Origin of the sequence: Streptomyces sp. NPDC004266, from assembly GCF_042874095.1 — a bacterium.
Classification (GTDB): domain Bacteria; phylum Actinomycetota; class Actinomycetes; order Streptomycetales; family Streptomycetaceae; genus Streptomyces.
On record NZ_JBIAMM010000010.1, the window covers coordinates 1 to 19051 of the forward strand.

The following is a 19051-nucleotide window of genomic DNA, read 5'->3' on the forward strand; positions in this document are numbered from 1 at the left end:
GGGGGCCCCCCGCCCCCCCCCCCGGGGGGGCCCCCCCCCCGGCGGGGGGGGGCCCCCCCCCCCGCGGGGGGGGGGGCCGGGGGGGCCGGCCCCGGGGGCGGGGGGGGGGCGCGGGCCCACCCCCCCCCCCCCCCGCCGGGTCACCGCCGGGGCGATCAGACCCTCGCCCCGCGCCACCGTCCGCACCGCCTCGATCAGCTCCCGGGCGTCCGCGTTCTTCAGCAGGAAGCCCGCCGCGCCCGCCCGCAGCGCCCCGAACACATACGCGTCGAGATCGAAGGTGGTCAGCACGAGGACGTCGGCGAGACCCTCCCCGACGACGATCCCGGTCGCCGTCACCCCGTCCATCCGGGGCATCTGCACATCCATCAGGACCAGGTCCGGCCGCAGCTCCCGGGCCAGCTCCACCGCCCGCTCGCCGTCCGCCGCCTCGCCGACCACCTCGATGTCCGGCGCGCTGCCCAGGATCAGCACGAGCCCCGCCCGCACCGCGGACTGGTCCTCGGCGACCACCACCCGCACCGTCATGCGTTCCCCGCCCTCTCTTCCGCGGGCAGCACCGCCCGCACCTGCCAGACCGCCCCCGAGGCCGCCGCGCGGAACTCCCCGCCGAGCAGCTCCGTGCGCTCCCGCATGCCCACCAGACCCGAACCCGTGCCGGGCGCGCCCGGTCCCGGCCGCTGCCCGTACGGCGAGTCCACCGCCACCGTGAGGGCCCCGCCGGACCGGCCGACCCGCACCCTGACCGTACCGGGGGCGGCGTGCTTGACCGCGTTGGTCAGCGACTCCTGGACGATCCGGTACGCGGCCAGCTCCACCGGCGCCGGCAGGGAACCGCCCGGGGGACGGGTGTCCTCCAGGACGAACTCCAGGCCGCCCGCCGAGCCGTTCGCCCGGGCCCGCGCGAGCAGCGAGTCCAGGGCGTCGAGGCTCGGCACGGCCCCCGGCTCCGACTCCCCGCCGCTGTCCCGCAGCAGCCCGATGAGCCGCCGCATCTCGGCGAGGCCCGCCACGCTGTTCTCGCGGATCACCGTCAACGCCCGCCGGGTGGTGGCCGGTTCGTCGAGGGAGAGCGCGGCCGTGGAGTGGATCGCGATCGCCGAGAGGTGGTTCGCCACCATGTCGTGCAGCTCGCGCGCCATCCGGGCCCGCTCGGCCACCACCGCCTGCGCCCGGTCCATCTCGGCGAGCAGCGCCGTCTGTTCGGCCCGCAGCCGGGCCGCGTCCGCCGCCTCCCGGTGGTTGCGGACGATCGCGCCCGTCACCGCGGGCAGGAAGGAGATCATGCCGCTGAGGACGCCGACGAGCAGCGCGATCGCGTTCTGCCACCAGACCAGCAGGACGACCGTGATCCCGACCGTGATCAGACCGGTCGTGTACGGGATGCGGCGGGCCGAGGCCGGCGGCCCGTACACCACCGCCGCGTACACCACGTCCGTGAACATCAGCACCGTGGCGAGACTGCCGTTGGTGAACTGGTCGGCCGCGATCGCCAGGGTGCCGACGATCAGGGCGGTCCGGGGCGCGGCCCGGCGCAGCACCTCGGCAGCCGACATGACCACCAGGGGGACGAGCGTCGCCCATCTCTGGCCGAAGACGTGGTCCCCCGTCACGTACAGCCCGAACCACCACAGGATCAGCCCGCCGACCAGGCCGACGGCGGCGATGAACAGGTCGATGCGGTGGGGGCGGGGGAGCGTCACGTCCTCATCCAACACGTCCCCGCGCGCGCGGACCTCCTCGTCAGGGCCGATCCGCGCGCGTGGCGCCCTCCGTCGAAGGATGTAGACGGACTTCGTCACCGGCGACGACGAACCGGGCCCGGCCCCACGGGACGCTGGAGGGGAACCGAAAGGGGAACCGCCGTGATCGTCACGCTGATCGTGCTCTGCGAGGTCGGCTTCTGGGTCCTGCTGGCCGCAGGCCTCGCCACCCGCTACCTCCTGAAGATGCCCCGGACGGGCCTGGCGCTGCTGCTCTGCGAGCCGCTCCTGGAGGTCGTGCTCCTCGTCGTCACCGCGATCGACCTCAAGAACGGCGCCGATCCCAGCTGGAAGCACGGCCTCGCCGCGCTCTACATCGGCTACACCGTCGGGCACGGCCACCGCACCGTGAAGTGGCTCGACGGCCACGCCGCGCACCGCCTCGGCGGCGGGCCGCCGCCCCCGAAGCCCCCGAAGTACGGGATGGCGCGCGCCCGCCACGAGGGCGCGATCTGGCTGGGCACGCTGGTCGGCGGCGCCGTCGCCACCGTCCTGCTGCTCCTCGCCATGGCGTACGTCGGCGACGACGGGAACACCGACGGCCTGCGGAGCTGGATGTACGGAGCCTGGCGGGCCGTCGGCATCCACGGTCTGATCGCGCTCAGCTACCTCGTCTGGCAGAAGAAGGACCCGGGCTCCGGGTCAGCGGTCGCCGCCCGGGACCCAGAGGACGTCCCCGACCTCCTTGTTCGCGGTCCTGGCAAGGATGAAGAGCAGGTCCGATAGCCGGTTGAGGTACGTGGCGGTCAGGGCGTTCATCGTCTCGCCGTGCACCTCCAGGGCCGCCCACGTGGAGCGCTCCGCCCGCCGGACGACCGTGCACGCCTGGTGCAGCAGGGCCGCGCCGGGCGTGCCGCCCGGCAGGATGAAGGAGCGCAGCTTGTCGAGCCGCTCCAGGAAGCGGTCGCAGTCGGCCTCCAGCTTGTCGACGTACGCCTGCTCGACGCGCAGCGGCGGGTACTCGGGGTTCTCCACCACCGGCGTGCAGAGGTCGGCGCCCACGTCGAAGAGGTCGTTCTGGATCCGGACGAGGACCTTCACGACGTCCTCGTCGAGCTGCCCGAGGGCGATGGCCGTCCCGATGGCGGCGTTGGCCTCGTTGGCGTCGGCGTAGGCCGAGATCCGCAGATCCGTCTTGGCGGTCCGGCTCATGTCACCGAGCGCCGTGGTGCCCTTGTCGCCGGTACGGGTGTAGATGCGCGTCAGATTGACCATGAGGTCAGCCTAGTGAGGCCCCGGCGCTGCGGAACGTACGTGTGCCGACCGTCACGGCCAGGGCCGTCAGGGCGAGGGCGACCAGCACCCCGTACAGCATGGTCGGCGTCGTGTAGTGGCCGACGTACGCCTCCCGCACCGCGTCCACCAGATAGCGGAACGGCATGAGGTGGGAGACCACGTCGAGCCAGCCGGGCGCGAGGGCCATCGGCAGCATCAGGCCCGACAGCAGCATCGCCGGCATCGCGAGCGTGTTGATCGCGGGCCCGAACTCCTGCGGGGTCCGCAGCTTCAGGGCCAGGGCGTACGAGAGCGAGGCGAGCGCGGCGGAGAGCAGGGCGACGAAGCCGAAGCCGATGAGGACCCCGGCGACCGGTGCCCTCAGGCCCATGGGGACCGCCACGAGGACGAGCAGGACCGCCTGGAAGACGAAGAGCGCGGCGTCCCGCAGGACCCTGCCGAGCAGCAGGGCGAGCCGGCTGACCGGGGTGACCCGCATCCGGTCGAGCACGCCCCAGCTCTTCTCCATGATGATCGAGAAGCCGGCGAACGAGGCGCCGAAGAGGCCGAGCTGGAGCAGCAGTCCGGGCACGAGGATCTGCCAGGAGTCGCCCTCGCGGCCCAGCGGGAGGCCGGTGAGCAGCGGTCCGAAGAAGAGCAGGTAGAGCAGCGGCACCAGGGCGCCGAAGAAGATCTGGAACGGGGAGCGCAGGGTCTGGCGGGCGTAGCGCCCGAAGACGAGCGCGGTGTCGCGGAGCAGCATCACGGGTCTCCTAGACCGCTACGGGGGTGGTGTCGGCGGGGGCCGGGGTGCGGCCGGTGGCGGCGAGGAAGGCCTCCTGGAGGGTGGTCACGCCGTGCGCGGCCTTGAGGCCGGCGGGGCTGTCCTCGGCGACGACCGTGCCCTCGTCCACGATCACGAGCCGGTCGGCGAGCGCGTCGGCCTCGTCGAGGTAGTGCGTGGTGAGGACGACGGTGGTGCCGTGCTCGTCGCGCAGCCGCCGCACCAGGGCCCACAGGTCGGCGCGGCTGCCGGGGTCGAGGCCGGTCGTCGGCTCGTCGAGGAAGAGGACCTCCGGGCGGTGGGTGAGTCCCATGGCGAGGTCGAGCCGGCGGCGCTGGCCGCCGGAGAGCGCCGGGGTCTTCCGGTCGAGGAGGCCGGTGAGGCCGAGGTCGGCGGCGAGCTCCTCGGCGCGGGCCGCCGCCCGCCTCCGGTCCAGGCCGTAGAGCCTGCCCTGCATGACGAGCTCGGAGCGGACGGTCTCCTGGGGGTCGAGGCCGCCGGACTGGGCGACGTACCCGATGCGCCGGCGTACGGCGGCGGGCTCCTCGACGAGGTCGTGGCCGGCGACGGTGGCGGCGCCGCCGGTGGGCGGGAGGAGGGTCGTGAGCATCCGGAGGGTGGTGGTCTTGCCGGCGCCGTTGGGGCCGAGGAGGCCGAGGATCTCGCCGGGCCGGACGGTGAGGTCGATCCCTCGGACGGCCTCCACGGGGCCGTTCCTGGTGGGGAAGGTCCGGGCGAGCCCGGCCGTGCTGATGACGGTCATGGCGACCACGAAAACAGAGTCGCTGAAATTTTGCAACGTCACCAAAATTTCAGAGGCACCGAAATTTCAGGGAGTCTAGGATGGGGCCATGGCCGAGGGACTCAGGGAACGCAAGAAGCGCGAGACGAAACAGCGGATCTCGGACATCGCGACCGGGCTCTTCCTGGAGCACGGCTTCGCGGGCGTGACCGTCGCGGACGTCGCCGAGGCGGCGGACGTCTCCGTCAACACCGTCTACAACTACTTCCCGGCCAAGGAGGACCTCTTCCTCGACCGGCTGGACGGCGTCACCCTCCGCCTCGCCCGGATGATCCGCGGCCGCGACCGGGGCGAGTCCGCCGCCCGGGCCGTCCTGCGCGAACTCCGCCAGGACATCGGGGCCGTGTCACCCGCGTACGGACTCATGGACGGCTTCGACGCCTTCATGAACGTCATCGAGCACGCGCCCACCCTCAAGGCGCGCCTCTTCCACCTGCGGGACCAGGTGCAGGAGGCCGTCGTGACCACCCTGCGCGAGGAGACCGGCGCGGCCGCCGACGACCCGCTGCCGCTGCTCGTCGGCGGCCAGCTCGCCTGGATCGAGAACGCCGTCGTCGGCTACATCACCCGCGAGATGACCGCCGGACGCAGGGCGACCACCGTCTCCCGCGAGGCCCTCGTCCTCCTCGACGAGATCGAGGAGCTGCTGAGCGAGAAGGTCCTGACGTACGCCGTGCGCGAGGGCTGAGCCCTTCTCCGGCCGCCCGGGGGGTGTCGCGAGTGTGACGTCCGTCAAAGAGGGCGTGACGCGCATTACTTCACGGTCACATGGCGCCCCGCGACCGCTAATCTCCGCCGGAGAGCCAGAAGTGAACAGGCGTTAAAGGGGTGGAACATCGTGGCCAGGAAGCTCGCCGTCATCGGGGCCGGACTCATGGGATCCGGCATCGCGCAGGTCTCGGCACAGGCGGGCTGGGACGTCGTCCTGCGTGACGTCACCGACGCCGCCCTGACCCGCGGCACCGACGGCATCAAGGCGTCCTACGACAAGTTCGTCGCCAAGGGCAAGCTCGCCGCGGAGGACGCCGAGGCCGCGCTCGGCCGGATCACCGCCACCACCGAGCTCGACGCCGTCGCCGACGCGGACGTCGTCGTCGAGGCCGTCTTCGAGAACCTCGACGTCAAGCACGAGATCTTCCGCTCGCTCGACAAGATCGTCAAGGACGGCGCCGTCCTCGCCTCCAACACCTCCGCGATCCCGATCACCAAGATCGCCGCGGTGACCGAGCGCCCCGAGGCCGTCGTCGGCGTCCACTTCTTCTCGCCCGTGCCGATGATGCAGCTCGTCGAGCTGGTCCGCGGCTACAAGACGAGCGACGAGACCCTCGCCACCGCCCGCGCGTTCGCCGAGTCCGTCGGCAAGACCTGCATCGTCGTCAACCGCGACGTCGCCGGCTTCGTCACCACCCGCCTCATCTCGGCCCTCGTCGTCGAGGCCGCCAAGCTCCACGAGTCGGGCGTCGCCACCGCCGAGGACATCGACATCGCCTGCAAGCTCGGCTTCGGCCACGCCATGGGCCCGCTCGCCACCGCCGACCTCACCGGCATCGACATCCTGGTGAACGCCGCCAACAACATCTACACCGAGTCCCAGGACGAGAAGTTCGCGCCGCCGGAGCTGATGCGCCGGATGGTGGACGCGGGTGACATCGGCCGCAAGAGCGGGCAGGGCTTCTACAAGTACTGAGCCGGACCCGCCGCCGCACCTCACTCCGTGGGGTGAATTTCGGTATCGGTTCGCTGACAAGGCGCAACGTATCTGCCGATGCGGCAGTCAGTTGTTGCGAAGACGGAGCACTCTCGGGGAGCGCATATGCACATCAGGGGCGACCACGTCGAGCTGGTCGTCGGGGGCCGCCTCGACGTCCGCAGCGCGGCGGACGCCCGTACGGTCCTGCACTCGGCCGTCGACGACGGAGTCGGCGACCTGGTGCTCGACCTGACCGGCCTCGACTCCTGGGACGCCACCGGACTCGGCGTCATCATGGGCGCCCACCGGAGGGCCGGCCGCTGCGGCCGGCGCCTCGTCCTGCGCGGGGTGCCGCCCCAGATGCAGCGGCTCCTCGTCGCCACCCGGCTCCACCGCATCCTCGCCATCGAGGGCGGCCTCGCCCTGGAGTCCCTCCCCCGGGTGTGACCCGTCCCGGCCCGCCGTACTGTGAAGCAGCTGTGCGAACCAGGCGTCACGCTCAATCCTCACAAGACCGTGACGTCTTGGTCTCGGGGGCACCCCGCCTGTTCCCGAGCCGCTGACCACGGTCTAGGGTTCGGTCGCCCGCACATTGACGGACCCGCCTGCACATGGGGCGGACCCACCGGCGGGCACCGGACACCGCTTCTTGGGGGCTAGGACCATGGACCCGATCAACCCTGGGTCGGAGGAGTACGGTCACGACACCGAGGGCGAGGAGGCCCGCCAGGGCCGCGGCATGCCCGCGCCGACGCCCGCGCGCGCCCGCGTCGTCCGGCTCGTCTCCGGCGAACTGCTCCTCACCGTCAACCCCGTCGACGGCAGCGAGATCGAACCCTGCCCGCCCGGACAGGAACCGGCGGCCCCCCGCACCCGCACCCCCGAGGAGCGCGCCGAGGCCGCCCGCGCCGTCGCCCCGCCCCTCCCGCCCGGCCCTCCCGCGCCCGAGCTGCCCCTCCTCGAACGCCAGGAGGAGCGCGAGCGGCTCACCGGCATACTCCGCCAGGGCCGCTGCGCCCGCCTCGTCGGCGCCCCCGGCTCCGGCCGCACCGCCCTCCTCGACGCCGTCGCCGCCGACTGCGCCGACCTCGCCCCCGACGGGGTCGTCCGCCTCTCCGGCCGCCACCGCACGCCCACCGAACTCCTCCACGAGCTCTTCACGGCCGTCCGGTACGCCCCCGACCAGCGCCCCGACCGGGCCGCCCTGCTCGACCGGCTCGGCGACGTCGGGGCCGTCGTCGTCGTCGACGACCTGGAGTTCGGCGGCGCCGCCCTCGACGAACTCCTCGCCGCCGCCCCGGAGTGCGCCTTCCTCCTCGCCACGGGCCCCGACACACCCGCCCCCTCCGCCGGCGCCCCCGTCGAGGAGGTCCTCCTCGCCGGCCTCGGCCGCGCCGCCGCCCTCGAACTCCTGGAGAGCGCCGCCGGCCGCACCCTCACCGAGGAGGAGGCCAACTGGGCCGGCGACCTGTGGTTCGAGTCCGAAGGCCTCCCGCTCCGCTTCGTCCAGGCCGGCGCCCTCCTCCGGCAGCGCGACCGGCTGCGCGTCATCCCCGCCGAGTTCGACGCCTTCGGCGCCCTCGAGGAAGCCTTCGGACCCGCCGACCCCGCGGCAGCGGCGGCCGCCGCTGCCGCCGCCTTCGACGGCGTCGACGACCCCGACGTCGAACTGCGCGAGATACCGCTGCCCAGCCTCGGCGAGGGCGCCGCACCCGCCGCCCTCCTCGCCTCCCGGCTCAGCCGCGCCGCCCAGTCCGCCCTGCGCTTCGCCGTCGCCCTCGGCGGCGAGGTCCCGCACCAGGCCCACCTCCCCGCCCTCGTCGGCGACACCCACGCCGACGCCGCCCTCGGCGAACTCATGGCCTGCGGACTGCTCTCCCCGGTCGGCTCCCGCTACCGGCTCGCCGCCGGCGTCCTCACCCAGCTCCTCGCCCACGGCTACGACCACGAGGCCACCGACCGCGCCCACACCCTCGCCCAGCACTACGCCTGGTGGGCCGCCCACCCCTCCGTCACCCCCGAACGGGCCGTCGCCGAGGCCGACGCCCTGCTCGCCGCGCTCACCGCGCTGATCCCCGGCACCGGCGAATCCGCCGCCGAACACCGCGCCACCGCCGTCCTCCTCGCCCGCGCCGCCGCACCCGCCTTCGCCGCAGGACTCCACTGGGGCGCCTGGGAACGCGCGCTGCGCGCCGGCCAGGAAGCCGCCCGGCTCACCGGCGACGTCGCCGAAGAGGCCTACTTCCACCACGAGCTCGGCGTCCTCGCGATCTGCGCCGGAAACCTGGAGCGCGCCCGCGCCGAGCTGGAGGCCTCCATCGGCATGCGCGGGGTGCTCGCCGACAAGCGCGGCACCGTCGCCGGCCGTCGGGCGCTCGCCCTCGTCTCCGACCTCTCCGGGGAGCACGCCGCCGCGGTCGCCCCGCGCGTCGACGAGCCCCTCTCCCCGCCGCGCGGCACCCCCGCCCTGCGCGGTCCCGCCGCCCGCCCCGGCCCCTCGCGCCCGGAACCCGTCACGGCCCCGCTGCCGGGCGGGCCCGTCCGGACCCCGGCGACGGCCCCCGTCCCCGCCTTCCCCGGCTTCGCCGACGACGGCCCGACCGTCGTCACCCGCGCCGACACCGCCGGGAACGGCGACCGCCGCCCCGGTCTCAAGGGCGGCATCCTCAGCGGCGCCCGCCGCAACCTCGTCGCCGTCGGCGCGGGCGCGCTCCTCGTCGCCGTCCTCGGCACCGTCGTCACCCTCGGCGCCACCTCGGGCAACGGCGAGAACCCCGCCACCGACCGCGTCACCTCCGACAGCACCGCGAGCGAGAGCGGCACCGACGACGGCCTCGACGGCGAGGAGCCGCCGACCGACGGCGAGGCCGACCCGGCCGAGACGGGCCGGGCGACCCCCTCCGACTCCCCGAGCCCGACGGGCTCCGGAAGCGCGTCGCCGTCCGCGTCGACGGACCCGTCCGACTCGGGCTCGCCCTCGCCCTCGGACAGCCCGTCGGCGACGACCGGCACCCCGACGGAGACCACGGCGCCGCCGACCGGACGGCCCACGACGACCCGGCCGCCGGTCACGACCACCCCGCCGCCGAGGCCGACGATCACGACGCCGAAGCCGCCGACCACCACCACCACCCCGCCGCCGACGACCGAGCCGCCGACGACGGCCCCGCCGACGACGACCGCGCCTCCGGCGAGCGAGACCACCACCCTCGGCGCCCCCTCCGCCTCCGAGACCTCCGCCGCCACGGAGTCGCCGGCCTGACCCCCGTACGACAACGACGACGGCCCCGGGCGCGCTCACCGCACCCGGGGCCGTCCCCGTGCTCGTACTCCCGCCGCCGCTAGAACAGCCGCAGCTTGTCGTCCTCGATGCCGCGCAGCGCGTCGTAGTCGAGGACCACGCAGCCGATCCCGCGGTCCGTCGCGAGGACCCGCGCCTGCGGCTTGATCTCCTGGGCCGCGAAGACGCCCTTCACCGGTGCGAGGTGCGGGTCGCGGTTGAGCAGCTCCAGGTAGCGGGTCAGCTGCTCGACGCCGTCGATCTCGCCGCGCCGCTTGATCTCCACCGCGACCGTCCCGCCGTCGGAGTCCCGGCACAGGATGTCCACGGGGCCGATCGCGGTCGGGTACTCGCGGCGGATCAGGGTGTAGCCCTCGCCGAGGGTCTCGATGCGGTCGGCGAGGAGCTCCTGGAGGTGCGCCTCGACGCCGTCCTTGATGAGGCCCGGGTCGACGCCCAGTTCGTGCGAGGAGTCGTGGAGGATCTCCTCCATCGTGATGATCAGTTTCTCGCCCGCTTTGTTGATCACGGTCCAGATGCCCGCCTCACCGTCCACGCCCTCCTTCAGGGTGCACGGCGGGGACATCCAGTTGAGCGGTTTGTACGCCCGGTCGTCCGCGTGGATGGAGACGCTGCCGTCTGCCTTGACCAGGATCAGACGGGGTGCGGAGGGCAGGTGGGCGGTGAGCCGGCCCACGTAGTCCACGGAACAACGGGCAATGACGAGACGCATGGTCGGCAACGCTACAAGACGGGTGCTCTTCCGCGCGATTCGGGCATCGCCCCGACGGCGCGTGGGGGTCGCCGTGAGCCGAACACCCGTCGGTTATCAGCCGGTTGTGTGCCCATTCTTCTGGTGTCGCCCGGACCGCGCGCTTACCGTGGAAGCTGGAGGTCGTCGTCCGTGCACGCTGCGTGGCGCACGGCCGGCCTTCGCCCTGCCCGCAAGACCCCGCCCGCGGGGTCGCGAGAGGAGAACCCATGTCGCTCGACGTCTCACCGGCCCTGTTGGAACAGGCCGAGCGAGGCGAGGTCGACGAAGCCGACTTCGTCGACTGCGTCCGGACCTCCCTGCCCTACGCATGGGAGATGATCAGTTCTCTGGTGGCACAGCTGAAGGTCGACGGCGGAGAGTTCGCCGACAACCAGACGCCGCCGCCGAATGAGCAGGCACGTGGTCAGCTGCTGCGCGCGCTCGCGAGCGATGCCATTCGTGGTGCGCTGCAGCGGCACTTCGGGGTGCGTCTCGCCTTCCAGAACTGCCACCGCGTGGCGGTCTTCCCACTGGACCCGTCGGTGGACGAGCGGCTCGCCCGTTTCACGTCCGTACGGGGGCAGCTGCTGAACCAGTCGCCGGAACTGCGCGACTGCTGAGACATGGTGCTGCCGCTCCGCACCGGGGGAGAACGCCATCGATGCGAGCCGACGCGCATCGCCGCCGAAAGGCGCGGAAGCGGCAGCACAGTCAGCACAGCGCCCCTGAGGGCCCTCACACCAGGAGCGGCAGGACCTCCGCGCCCAGGCGCCGGACGTTCTCCTCGGTCGCCGCGAGATCGCCCGAGCCTTCCGCGAGGAGGGCGAAGCGCGTGATGCCCGTGCGCTCCGCGGTCGCCGCGAGCCGGTCCGCCGCCAGCCGGGGCGTGCCCACCGGGTGCAGTCCGCACAGGAGCTCCGTGTACGCCACGGGGTCCCGCATCGCCCGGTGCCGGCCGTCCACCGTCACATGCGCGTCGAGCCCCTGCCTCAGCCAGCCCGGCATCGCCTTGACGAGCGCCTCCGCCGCGTCGGCGCCCCGGTCCGCGAGCTGGGCCACCCCCGCCGAGACGTGGCCGGAGCCGATCCGCGCGATCTCGTCCGGGTCCCGCCCGGCCTCCCGCGCGCACCGCTCCCAGGCCGCGACCATCTCGGCCTTGTCCTCGTCGCCGCAGTGCATGCCGAGCAGCATCGGCAGTCCGCGCTCCGCCGCGAGCCGCACGCTCTTCGGCGAGGTGCAGGCCACCACCACCTCGGGGGCGGCCGCCCCGCCGATCAGCTCGTCGGGGCGGGGCACCACGGGCACCTCGCGGAAAGCGAATCGTTCCCCCTCGGCGCCGACGCGCGGCTCGGTGAGCCAGCGCAGCAGCAGGTCGAGCGATTCGGGGAACCCCTTCTCGTACGCCGCGAGGCCCGCGCCGAAGACCTCCAGGTCCACCCAGGGCCCGCCCCGGCCCACCCCCAGGGTGAACCGGCCGCCCGAGGTGAGGTGCAGCAGCGCCGCCTGCTCGCCGAGGGCGACCGGGTGGACGGTCGGCAGCACGCTCACCGCCGTGCCGACCCGGAGCCGCCGGGTGCGGCCGAGGAGCAGCGCGGCCAGCGTCACGGCCGAGGGGCAGACCCCGTACGGCACGAAGTGGTGCTCGGCCAGCCAGACGGAGTCGAGCCCCGCCTCCTCCGCCACCTCGGCGGTCCGCACCGCCCGGTGCAGTGCTTCCCCCTGGCCCTGGCCCGGGAACTGGGCTGCCAGAACGAACGTACCCACGCGCATCGCCTTCTGCCTCCTTGCGGCCGACGCGTATCTCCCCTCGCACTGGCACCAACGTCTGACACGTGCCAAAGGCAACGGCCGTTCATGAAGTTCTTGCGATTTTCGGCTAAGCCGTCCCGGGCGGGGCCCGGGGCACCGCGTGGCGGCCCGTAGGCTGGAGGGAACGGTCCGTGTTCCCAGACCCCGTGAGGTGTGCCCGTGTCCCCGCGTCACAACCGCTCCCGAGGCGGCGAGAAGCCCGCGCAGCAGGGCGACCACGGCGACCGGTACGGCGGCGCGCAGCGCACCGAGACCTGGCAGGGCGAGGAGTGGTACGTCCGGCTCGTCGCCGGCGCGAGCGCGCCCGGCAAGCGCTACCGCTGCCCGGGCTGCGACCAGGAGATCCCGCCCGGCGCCCCGCACGTGGTCGCCTGGCCGGAGTGGGGCGGGGTCGACGACCGCCGCCACTGGCACAAGGCCTGCTGGAACGCGAAGGACCGCCGCACCAGCAGGGTGCAGCGGTCCCGCAACGCGCCGAGGTACTAGGTCACACGTCCCGGCTGTTCAGCAGGGCGTACGCGCCGCCCATCGCCGCCGCCGCGATCGCCGCCATGATCAGCAGCGGCTCCCAGCCCGCCGGGCCCGAGTCGCCGAACGGCGGGGCCTCGCTGTAGAGCGAGATCATCTGCGAGGGGATCGCGTAGGTGAACAGGAACTCCTGCACCGGCTTCAGCGTCTGGTTGAACATGAACAGGGCGGCCACCAGCGGCAGCAGCAGCAGGCCGATCATCACCGTGATCGCGCCGGCCGAGTGCCGGATGAGCGTCCCGACCGCCAGCGACAGCAGGCCGAGCACGGCCAGGTAGCCGCCCGCGCCGACCGTCGCCCGCAGCCACTCGCCCCCCGTCGGCGTCGCCGCCGTGTCCACGATGGCGACCTGTGCCACCGCCACGAGCGTCGCGACCGCGGTGGTGACCGAGAAGACCAGCAGGAAGAAGACGAGCGCCTTCGCCGTGAGCACTCGGGCCCGGCTCGGGCAGGCCGTCAGGGTCGTGCGGATCATGCCCGTGCCGTACTCGGAGGCGATCGTCAGGACGCCCAGCGTGATCACGCAGATCGACGCCGGCAGCATCCCGAAGAAACCGAAGGCGAGCGCGGACTCCTCGCCCATCGGCGCCTCGGAGCCCGCGGCGATCGCCGCGACGCCCAGGCCGATGGCGAGCATCAGCAGGATCATGACCCCGAGCGTCCACATCGTCGAACGCACCGAGCGGATCTTCGTCCACTCGGAGGCGAGCGCGTCACCGAGGTGCGCGGCGCGGACCGGGATGGGGGAGACGTAGGCGTGCGGAGCCGGGGCGTGCTGGTGGGCGGGGGCGGTCATCGGGCGTCCTTCGGGGTGTCGCTCGGCTGCGGGAGGCCCGGCTGCGGGGCGGCCGGAGGGGCGTACGGACCCGGCGCGGGGGCCTGCGGGGCGCCGGCGTACGGGTTCTGTCCGGGCGGCGGCGGGGCGTACCAGCCCTGCTGCGGCACGTCCTGGACCGGCGGCTGCGGCGGCATCCCGTACCCCGGCTGCCCGGGCTGCACCGGCGGCTGGAGGTGGGCGAGGCGGTCGTCGGTGGAGCGGTAGTCCACGGCGCCCTGCGTCAGCCGCATGTACGCCTCCTCGAGGGACGCCTGGTGCGGGGACAGCTCCCAGAGCCGTACGTCCGCGCCGTGCGCGAGGTCGCTGATCCGCGGCAGGGGCAGGCCCGTCACGCGCAGCGCCCCGTCCGGCTCCGACAGCACCTGGCCGCCGGCCTCCATGAGCACCGACGTCAGCTTCTCCCGCTGCGCCGGCTCGGTCCCCGGCGTCCGCACCCGGGCGAAGTCGGCGGAGTTCGCCGAGATGAAGTCCTTGACGGGCATGTCCGCGAGCAGCTGCCCCCGGCCGATCACGATCAGGTGGTCGGCCGTCAGCGCCATCTCGCTCATGAGGTGGCTGGAGACGAAGACCGTGCGGCCCTCGGCGGCCAGCTTCTTCATCAGGTTCCGCACCCAGAGGATGCCCTCGGGGTCCAGGCCGTTGACGGGCTCGTCGAAGAGCAGCACCTGCGGGTCGCCCAGGAGCGCCGCCGCGATGCCGAGCCGCTGGCCCATGCCGAGGGAGAAGCCCTTCGAGCGCCGCTTGGCGACGTCCTGGAGGCCGACCACGCCGAGGACCTCGTCGACGCGCTGCGCCGGGATGCCGGCCAGCTGCGCGAGCGACAGCAGATGGCTGCGCGCGCTGCGGCCGCCGTGCACGGCCTTGGCGTCGAGGAGCGCGCCGACCTGCCGGGGCGCGTTCGGCAGCTGCCGGAAGGGGTGGCCGCCGATCGTGACATGCCCCGCGGTGGGCCGGTCGAGTCCCAGGATCATGCGCATGGTCGTCGACTTGCCGGACCCGTTGGGCCCCAGGAACCCGGTGACGACACCGGGCCGCACCTGGAAGGAAAGGTTGTACACGGCCGTCTTGGCGCCGTAGCGCTTCGTCAGGCCGACTGCCTCGATCATTCTCCAGCCCCATCGACAGGTCGGTCGCATCCATGTCGGGGCGTGGCGGCCGTCGGCCGGAGCCCCCCGTATGAGCTAGGAGCTTATCCAGCCGTTGACGGTTCCGGCCAAGTCCGGGGAATCAGGCGTCCCGCTTCTTCAGCACCAGATAGCCGCCGACGAGGGAGGCCACCACCCAGAGCACCATGATCCCGAGCCCGCCCCACGGACCGTACGGGGCCTCCTCCGAGTTCATCGCGTCCGGGACGACCCGCATCACCTTCGAGCCGGCCTGGTCGGGGAAGTAGAGCGCCACCTCCTTGGCCTTCGGGACCGCCGAGAGGATGTTCGAGACCAGGAGGAGGAACGGCACCAGGATGCCGAGCGACAGCATCGACGAGCGCAGCATCGCCGCCACGCCCATCGAGAACAGCGCGATCAGACCCATGTAGAGCCCGGCTCCGACCACCGCCCGCAGCACGTTGTCGTCGCCGAGGGAGGCCCGGTGCGCGCCGAGCAGCGCCTGCCCGAGGAAGAAGGCGGTGAAGCTCGTCGCGAGCCCCACCAGGAAGGCGAGCCCGCCCGCCACCGCGATCTTCGAGAAGAGGAAGGTCGCGCGCTGCGGCACGGCCGCCAGCGAGGTGCGGATCATGCCGGAGGAGTACTCGGTCCCCACCACCAGGACGCCGAAGACCACCATCGCCAGCTGCCCCAGGATCATCCCGGAGAAGCTGATCAGGGTCGGGTCGAAGGTGGCCCTCTCGACCTCCCTCATGTCGTCGAAGGTGGCGTTCGTCAGGGCGCTCAGCCCCGCGCCCATCGCCACCGTGACGAGGAAGGCGCTCGCCAGCGTCCAGACGGTCGACGACACCGTCCGGATCTTGGTCCACTCGGACTGCAGGACCGCGGATGCCACTGCCATCGTTCAGGCTCCCTGGGAGGTCGTGCCCCACCGGGGGCCGGGCGCCGCGGCGCCGCTGTGTACGTCGGTGCCGTGTGCGTGGTACTCCACCGCGGCGGCCGTCATCTGCATGAACGCCTCTTCGAGGGAGGCGCGCTGCGCGCTGAGCTCGTGCAGCACCAGACCGTTCTCCGCGGCCAGTTCGCCCAGCTTCTCCGTCGTCGCCCCGTCCACCTCCAGGACCCCGGCGCCGGCCTCGACCACGACGAATCCGTTCGCGTGGAGCACGTCCCGCAGGCGTTCCTGCTGCGGGGAGCGCATCCGCACATAACTCCGGGAATTCTGCTGGATGAAATCCGCCATCGAGGTGTCGGCCAGCAGTTTTCCCTGACCGATCACGATCAGATGATCCGCCGTCAGCGCCATTTCACTCATCAGATGGCTGGAAACGAAGATCGTCCGGCCCTCGGCCGCCAACGCCTTCATCAGATTGCGGATCCAGTGAATTCCCTCGGGGTCCAGACCATTGACGGGCTCGTCGAACATCAGGATCTCGGGATCACCGAGGAGGGCCGACGCGATCCCGAGCCGCTGCCCCATGCCGAGGGAGAAACCCTTCGACTTCTTCTTCGCGACCGCCGTCAGGCCCACCAGGTCCAGCACCTCGCCCACCCGGCTCTGCGGGATGCGGTTGGACTGCGCCAGACACAGCAGGTTGTTGTAGGCGGAACGGCCGCCGTGCATCGCCTTGGCGTCGAGCAGCGCCCCGATGTACTTCAGCGGTTCGGCCAGGTCCCGGTAGTGCTTGCCGTCGATCCGGACCGTGCCGCTCGTCGGGTTGTCCAGGTCGAGCATCATCCGCATCGTCGTCGACTTGCCCGCCCCGTTCGGCCCGAGGAAGCCGGTGACCACGCCAGGACGGACCTGGAAGGACAGGTGGTCGACCGCGGTCTTCGCCCCGTAGCGCTTGGTCAGGCCCTCAAGCTCGATCATGCGTCCCAACCTACGGGCGCGCAAAACCCCCCGCCACCGGAATGACGGGGGGCTCTGGGACTTGTCGTCGGTTCGTTACCGCGACTGCTGGGCCGGGACGCCGGCCGTGCGCTCGTCGTCGATCGGGGAGCCCGCCGCCGCCACCGCGGCACCGGTCAGCGTCGCCAGCATCTCGCGGACATTGGTCAGCTGCGCGTTGATCGAGTCGCGGCGGTTCGTCAGCGCCGCGAGCTCGCGCTCCGATTCCGAACGGATCCGGTCGGCCTTGGCGTTCGCGTCGGCCACGATGTCCTCGGCCTGGCGCTGCGCGGTCTCCACCGTCTGACGGGCCCGGCGCTCCGCGTCCGTCCGCAGCTTCTCGGCCTCCAGACGCAGCTGCTCGGCGCGGTGCTCGATCTCCGCGAGGCGCTTCTCGGCCTTCGCCTGACGCGAGGCCAGGTCCCGCTCCGACTGCTCGCGGCGCTTCGCCAGGTTCGTCTCGAAGTCCGCGGCGGCCTGGGCGGCCTTGGCGCGGGTCTCCTCGAAGAGGGCGTCCGCCTCCTCGCGCTTCGACTGCGCGTCCTTCTGGGCCTCGGCACGCAGCGAGTTGGCCTCGCCCTGCGCCTTCTCGACGATCCGGACGCCCTCGTCCTCGGCCTTCGCCTTGCGCTCGGCCGCGAACGACTCCGCGTCGTTGCGCACCTGCTGGGCGGCCGACTCGGCCAGCTCGCGGTGCTGCTCGGCGGCGCGACGGGCCTCCTCACGCAGGTCCTTCGCCTCCTCCTCGGCCAGTCGGAGGATCTTCTCGACCCGGGCGCCGAGCCCCGCGTACGACGGCTCGGCGTCGGTGACCTGCGCCTGGGCGTTCTGCGTCTCGAGGTGGAGCTCCTCGATGCGCTTCTCCAGCGAGGTGATGCGGGACAGGGCACTGTCGCGGTCGGCCACGAGCTTGGTAATGCGGTCGTCCACCTGACCGCGGTCGTAACCGCGCCGCACGAGCTCGAAGCCGAAGGGGGAGGAAGTGTCGCTCATGGGGTTCCTGTCGAATGAGACCGGTGAGGTGTTAGAGGGAATCCTAGGGGCCGAAGCGGCGTGTCATCGAGCGTATGCCCGTTTGATCTGGAGAATGTCCAGCCTTTTGAGTGGCTAGCCGTCCTGGGACTTGCCACTCGTCCGGGTGGAACCCGCCGACGCACCCGCCTTGACCCCGTCCTTTCCGGCCGACGGGGTCTCGAAAGACTCCAACGCCTCCAGCACGTCCTGGACACGGGAGATCTCGGCATTGATGTCCTTGCGACGACGCGTCAGCACCTCCAGCTCGCGCTGCCCCTCCTGGACCGTCTTCTCCGCCTCCGCCTCGGCCTCCGCGCGGATCCGCTCGGCCTCCGCCTTCAGGGCCTCGGCCTCGGCGATGATCGAGGCCTTCTTCTGCGCGGCCTCCTTGAGGAGCGCGTCCGCCTTGCGGACCGCGGCGATCCTGACCTTGCTCGCCTCCGAACTCGCCTCGGAGACCAGCTCCTTCGCCTTCTCCTCCGCCTCGGTCCGCTGCTCGGTCGCGGCCTTCACCAGCTTGTCGACGCGCTCGCCGGCCGTCTTCATCTGCTCGGCCGTCTCGCGCCGCGCCCGCTCGTGCAGCTCCTCGATCTCGCTCTCGATCCGGCCGCGCAGCTCCTCGGCCCGCTCCCTTATGGCCGTCGCGTCGCTGCGCGCCCCGACCAGGAGCTCGTCCGCGTCCGTACGGGCCTTCTCCACCAGCGTGTTGCCCTCGACGGTCGCCTCGGCGACGATCCGCTCGGCCTCCTTGCGGGCCGCGCCGACCATCGTGTCCGCCTGCGACTCGGCCTCCGTGGTGGCGCGCAGCGCCTCCTCCTGGGCCTTGGCGATGAGCTGGTCGGCCTGCTCGGCAGCGTCCGAACGCTTCCGGGCCCCGGCCTCCCGGGCCTCGTCGAGGGTCCGGTCCGCCTCCTCGCGGGCCTCCGCGCGCATCTGCTCGCCCGCCGCCTCGGCCTCGGCCTTCACCCGCTCGGACTCGGTACGGATCCGCTCGGCGTCCCGCAGGGCCTCCGCGAGCGCCTCGGCGCCCTCGGCGCGCAGCCGCTCGGCCTCCTCCGAGGCCGCGGCGACGGTCCGGCCCGCCTCGGCGCGGGCGTCCGCGCCGACCGAGTCGGCCAGTTCGGCCGCCTCGTTCACGATCCGCTCGGCCTCCGCCGTCGCCTCGCCGACGAGGGTGTCGGCCTGCTCGGCGGCGTCGGTGCGGCGCTTGTCGGCGGCCTTGCGGGCCTCGTCCAGGATCTGGTCGGCATCGGCCAGCGCGGCGTTGCGCAGGGCCTGCGCGTGCGCCTCGCCATCGGCCTTGACCTGTTCGGCCTCCGTGCGGATGCGCGCGGCGTCCTGCTCGGTCGTCTCCATGAGCTCGACCGCCTCGGCGGTGAGCCGCTCGGCCTCGGCGGTGGCTTCGCCGATGAGGATGTCGGCCTGCTCGGCCGCGTCCGAACGCCGCTTGTCGGCGGCCTTGCGGGCCTCGTCCAGGACCTGCTCGGCCTCGGCGCGGGCCTCCGCCCGCAGCGCCTCGGCCTGGGCCTCGCCGTCGGCCTTGACCTGTTCGGCCTCCGTGCGCAGCCGTTCGGCGT

At 72.9% G+C, this 19051-nt stretch carries 19 protein-coding genes and 1 pseudogene; 7 read left to right on the forward strand and 13 right to left on the reverse strand.

Going from position 1 to position 19051, the window contains the following annotated elements:
• Together ACFYUZ_RS23330 and ACFYUZ_RS23335 are read right to left on the reverse strand one after the other, a co-directional pair.
• On the reverse strand, window positions 1–528 hold a 528-nt coding region (locus ACFYUZ_RS23330; protein ID WP_389312203.1), incomplete at its 3' end, for a response regulator transcription factor.
• Window positions 525–1703, reverse strand: coding sequence for a sensor histidine kinase (locus ACFYUZ_RS23335; RefSeq protein ID WP_389312205.1), 1179 nt, complete (start codon window positions 1701–1703; stop codon window positions 525–527). The genes ACFYUZ_RS23335 and ACFYUZ_RS23330, both read right to left, overlap by 4 nt.
• Window positions 1704–1865: 162 nt before the next feature.
• Here ACFYUZ_RS23335 and ACFYUZ_RS23340 point away from each other — a divergent pair, with 162 nt between their 5' ends.
• The gene (locus tag ACFYUZ_RS23340) at window positions 1866–2489 is read left to right on the forward strand and encodes a hypothetical protein (protein WP_389312207.1); all 624 of its coding nucleotides are present in this window, start codon (window positions 1866–1868) and stop codon (window positions 2487–2489) included.
• Here ACFYUZ_RS23340 and ACFYUZ_RS23345 read toward each other — a convergent pair.
• Genes ACFYUZ_RS23345 through ACFYUZ_RS23355 form a run of 3 tightly spaced genes read right to left on the reverse strand, consistent with a single transcriptional unit; the run spans window position 2406 to window position 4525 of the window.
• The gene (locus ACFYUZ_RS23345) at window positions 2406–2978 is read right to left on the reverse strand and encodes a cob(I)yrinic acid a,c-diamide adenosyltransferase (protein ID WP_359588276.1); all 573 of its coding nucleotides are present in this window, start codon (window positions 2976–2978) and stop codon (window positions 2406–2408) included. The genes ACFYUZ_RS23340 and ACFYUZ_RS23345 overlap by 84 nt on opposite strands.
• Before the next feature lie 4 nt (window positions 2979–2982).
• On the reverse strand, window positions 2983–3741 hold the full coding sequence (locus ACFYUZ_RS23350) for an ABC transporter permease (RefSeq protein WP_389312209.1): 759 nt from the start codon (window positions 3739–3741) through the stop codon (window positions 2983–2985).
• 10 nt (window positions 3742–3751) lie between these two features.
• Window positions 3752–4525 (reverse strand): ABC transporter ATP-binding protein, encoded by a 774-nt coding sequence (locus ACFYUZ_RS23355; RefSeq protein WP_389312211.1) that lies wholly within the window; start codon window positions 4523–4525, stop codon window positions 3752–3754.
• Between the two features lie 88 nt (window positions 4526–4613).
• Here ACFYUZ_RS23355 and ACFYUZ_RS23360 point away from each other — a divergent pair, with 88 nt between their 5' ends.
• The 4 genes from ACFYUZ_RS23360 (at window position 4614) to ACFYUZ_RS23375 (ending at window position 9516) form a co-directional block, all read left to right on the forward strand.
• Window positions 4614–5252, forward strand: a complete 639-nt coding sequence (locus ACFYUZ_RS23360) for a TetR/AcrR family transcriptional regulator (protein ID WP_389312213.1) — start codon at window positions 4614–4616, stop codon at window positions 5250–5252.
• 150 nt (window positions 5253–5402) lie between these two features.
• Window positions 5403–6251 (forward strand): 3-hydroxyacyl-CoA dehydrogenase family protein, encoded by an 849-nt coding sequence (locus tag ACFYUZ_RS23365; RefSeq protein WP_389312215.1) that lies wholly within the window; start codon window positions 5403–5405, stop codon window positions 6249–6251.
• Between the two features lie 126 nt (window positions 6252–6377).
• Window positions 6378–6701 carry an STAS domain-containing protein gene (locus ACFYUZ_RS23370; RefSeq protein WP_030210572.1) on the forward strand — a complete coding sequence of 108 codons (324 nt, stop codon included), beginning with the start codon at window positions 6378–6380 and terminating at the stop codon, window positions 6699–6701.
• Between the two features lie 217 nt (window positions 6702–6918).
• A complete protein-coding gene (locus ACFYUZ_RS23375; RefSeq protein ID WP_389312217.1) occupies window positions 6919–9516 on the forward strand; it encodes an ATP-binding protein in 2598 nt (865 codons plus the stop codon).
• 79 nt (window positions 9517–9595) lie between these two features.
• Here the strand turns inward: ACFYUZ_RS23375 and nucS are convergent, their stop codons facing one another.
• Window positions 9596–10267 (reverse strand): endonuclease NucS, encoded by a 672-nt coding sequence (gene nucS / locus ACFYUZ_RS23380; RefSeq protein WP_389312219.1) that lies wholly within the window; start codon window positions 10265–10267, stop codon window positions 9596–9598.
• Window positions 10268–10515: 248 nt separating this feature from the next.
• Here nucS and ACFYUZ_RS23385 point away from each other — a divergent pair, with 248 nt between their 5' ends.
• The gene (locus tag ACFYUZ_RS23385; protein ID WP_015036224.1) at window positions 10516–10908 is read left to right on the forward strand and encodes an SCO5389 family protein; all 393 of its coding nucleotides are present in this window, start codon (window positions 10516–10518) and stop codon (window positions 10906–10908) included.
• Window positions 10909–11023: 115 nt separating this feature from the next.
• On the opposite strand, the gene ACFYUZ_RS23390 is transcribed toward ACFYUZ_RS23385, so the two are convergent.
• Window positions 11024–12058 (reverse strand): LLM class flavin-dependent oxidoreductase, encoded by a 1035-nt coding sequence (locus ACFYUZ_RS23390; protein ID WP_389312221.1) that lies wholly within the window; start codon window positions 12056–12058, stop codon window positions 11024–11026.
• Window positions 12059–12256: 198 nt separating this feature from the next.
• Between ACFYUZ_RS23390 and ACFYUZ_RS23395 the strand changes: the two genes are divergently transcribed.
• Window positions 12257–12583 (forward strand): ATP/GTP-binding protein, encoded by a 327-nt coding sequence (locus ACFYUZ_RS23395; RefSeq protein WP_389312223.1) that lies wholly within the window; start codon window positions 12257–12259, stop codon window positions 12581–12583.
• A gap of 1 nt (window position 12584) precedes the next feature.
• Here ACFYUZ_RS23395 and ACFYUZ_RS23400 read toward each other — a convergent pair whose 3' ends face one another.
• The 6 genes and pseudogenes from ACFYUZ_RS23400 to ACFYUZ_RS23425 form a co-directional block, all read right to left on the reverse strand.
• Window positions 12585–13421, reverse strand: coding sequence for an ABC transporter permease (locus ACFYUZ_RS23400; RefSeq protein ID WP_389312225.1), 837 nt, complete (start codon window positions 13419–13421; stop codon window positions 12585–12587).
• Window positions 13418–14569 (reverse strand): ABC transporter ATP-binding protein, encoded by a 1152-nt coding sequence (locus ACFYUZ_RS23405; RefSeq protein WP_389312227.1) that lies wholly within the window; start codon window positions 14567–14569, stop codon window positions 13418–13420. The genes ACFYUZ_RS23400 and ACFYUZ_RS23405 overlap by 4 nt, the downstream gene beginning before the upstream one ends.
• Before the next feature lie 121 nt (window positions 14570–14690).
• Window positions 14691–15470, reverse strand: coding sequence for an ABC transporter permease (locus tag ACFYUZ_RS23410; protein WP_389312229.1), 780 nt, complete (start codon window positions 15468–15470; stop codon window positions 14691–14693).
• Between the two features lie 3 nt (window positions 15471–15473).
• Window positions 15474–16442, reverse strand: coding sequence for an ABC transporter ATP-binding protein (locus ACFYUZ_RS23415; RefSeq protein WP_389312231.1), 969 nt, complete (start codon window positions 16440–16442; stop codon window positions 15474–15476).
• A gap of 75 nt (window positions 16443–16517) precedes the next feature.
• Complete coding sequence (locus tag ACFYUZ_RS23420; protein ID WP_116158785.1) at window positions 16518–17453, reverse strand: cellulose-binding protein; 936 nt, start codon at window positions 17451–17453, stop codon at window positions 16518–16520.
• Window positions 17454–17567: 114 nt separating this feature from the next.
• Window positions 17568–19051 (reverse strand): annotated as a pseudogene (locus tag ACFYUZ_RS23425) (hypothetical protein); the annotation flags it as partial.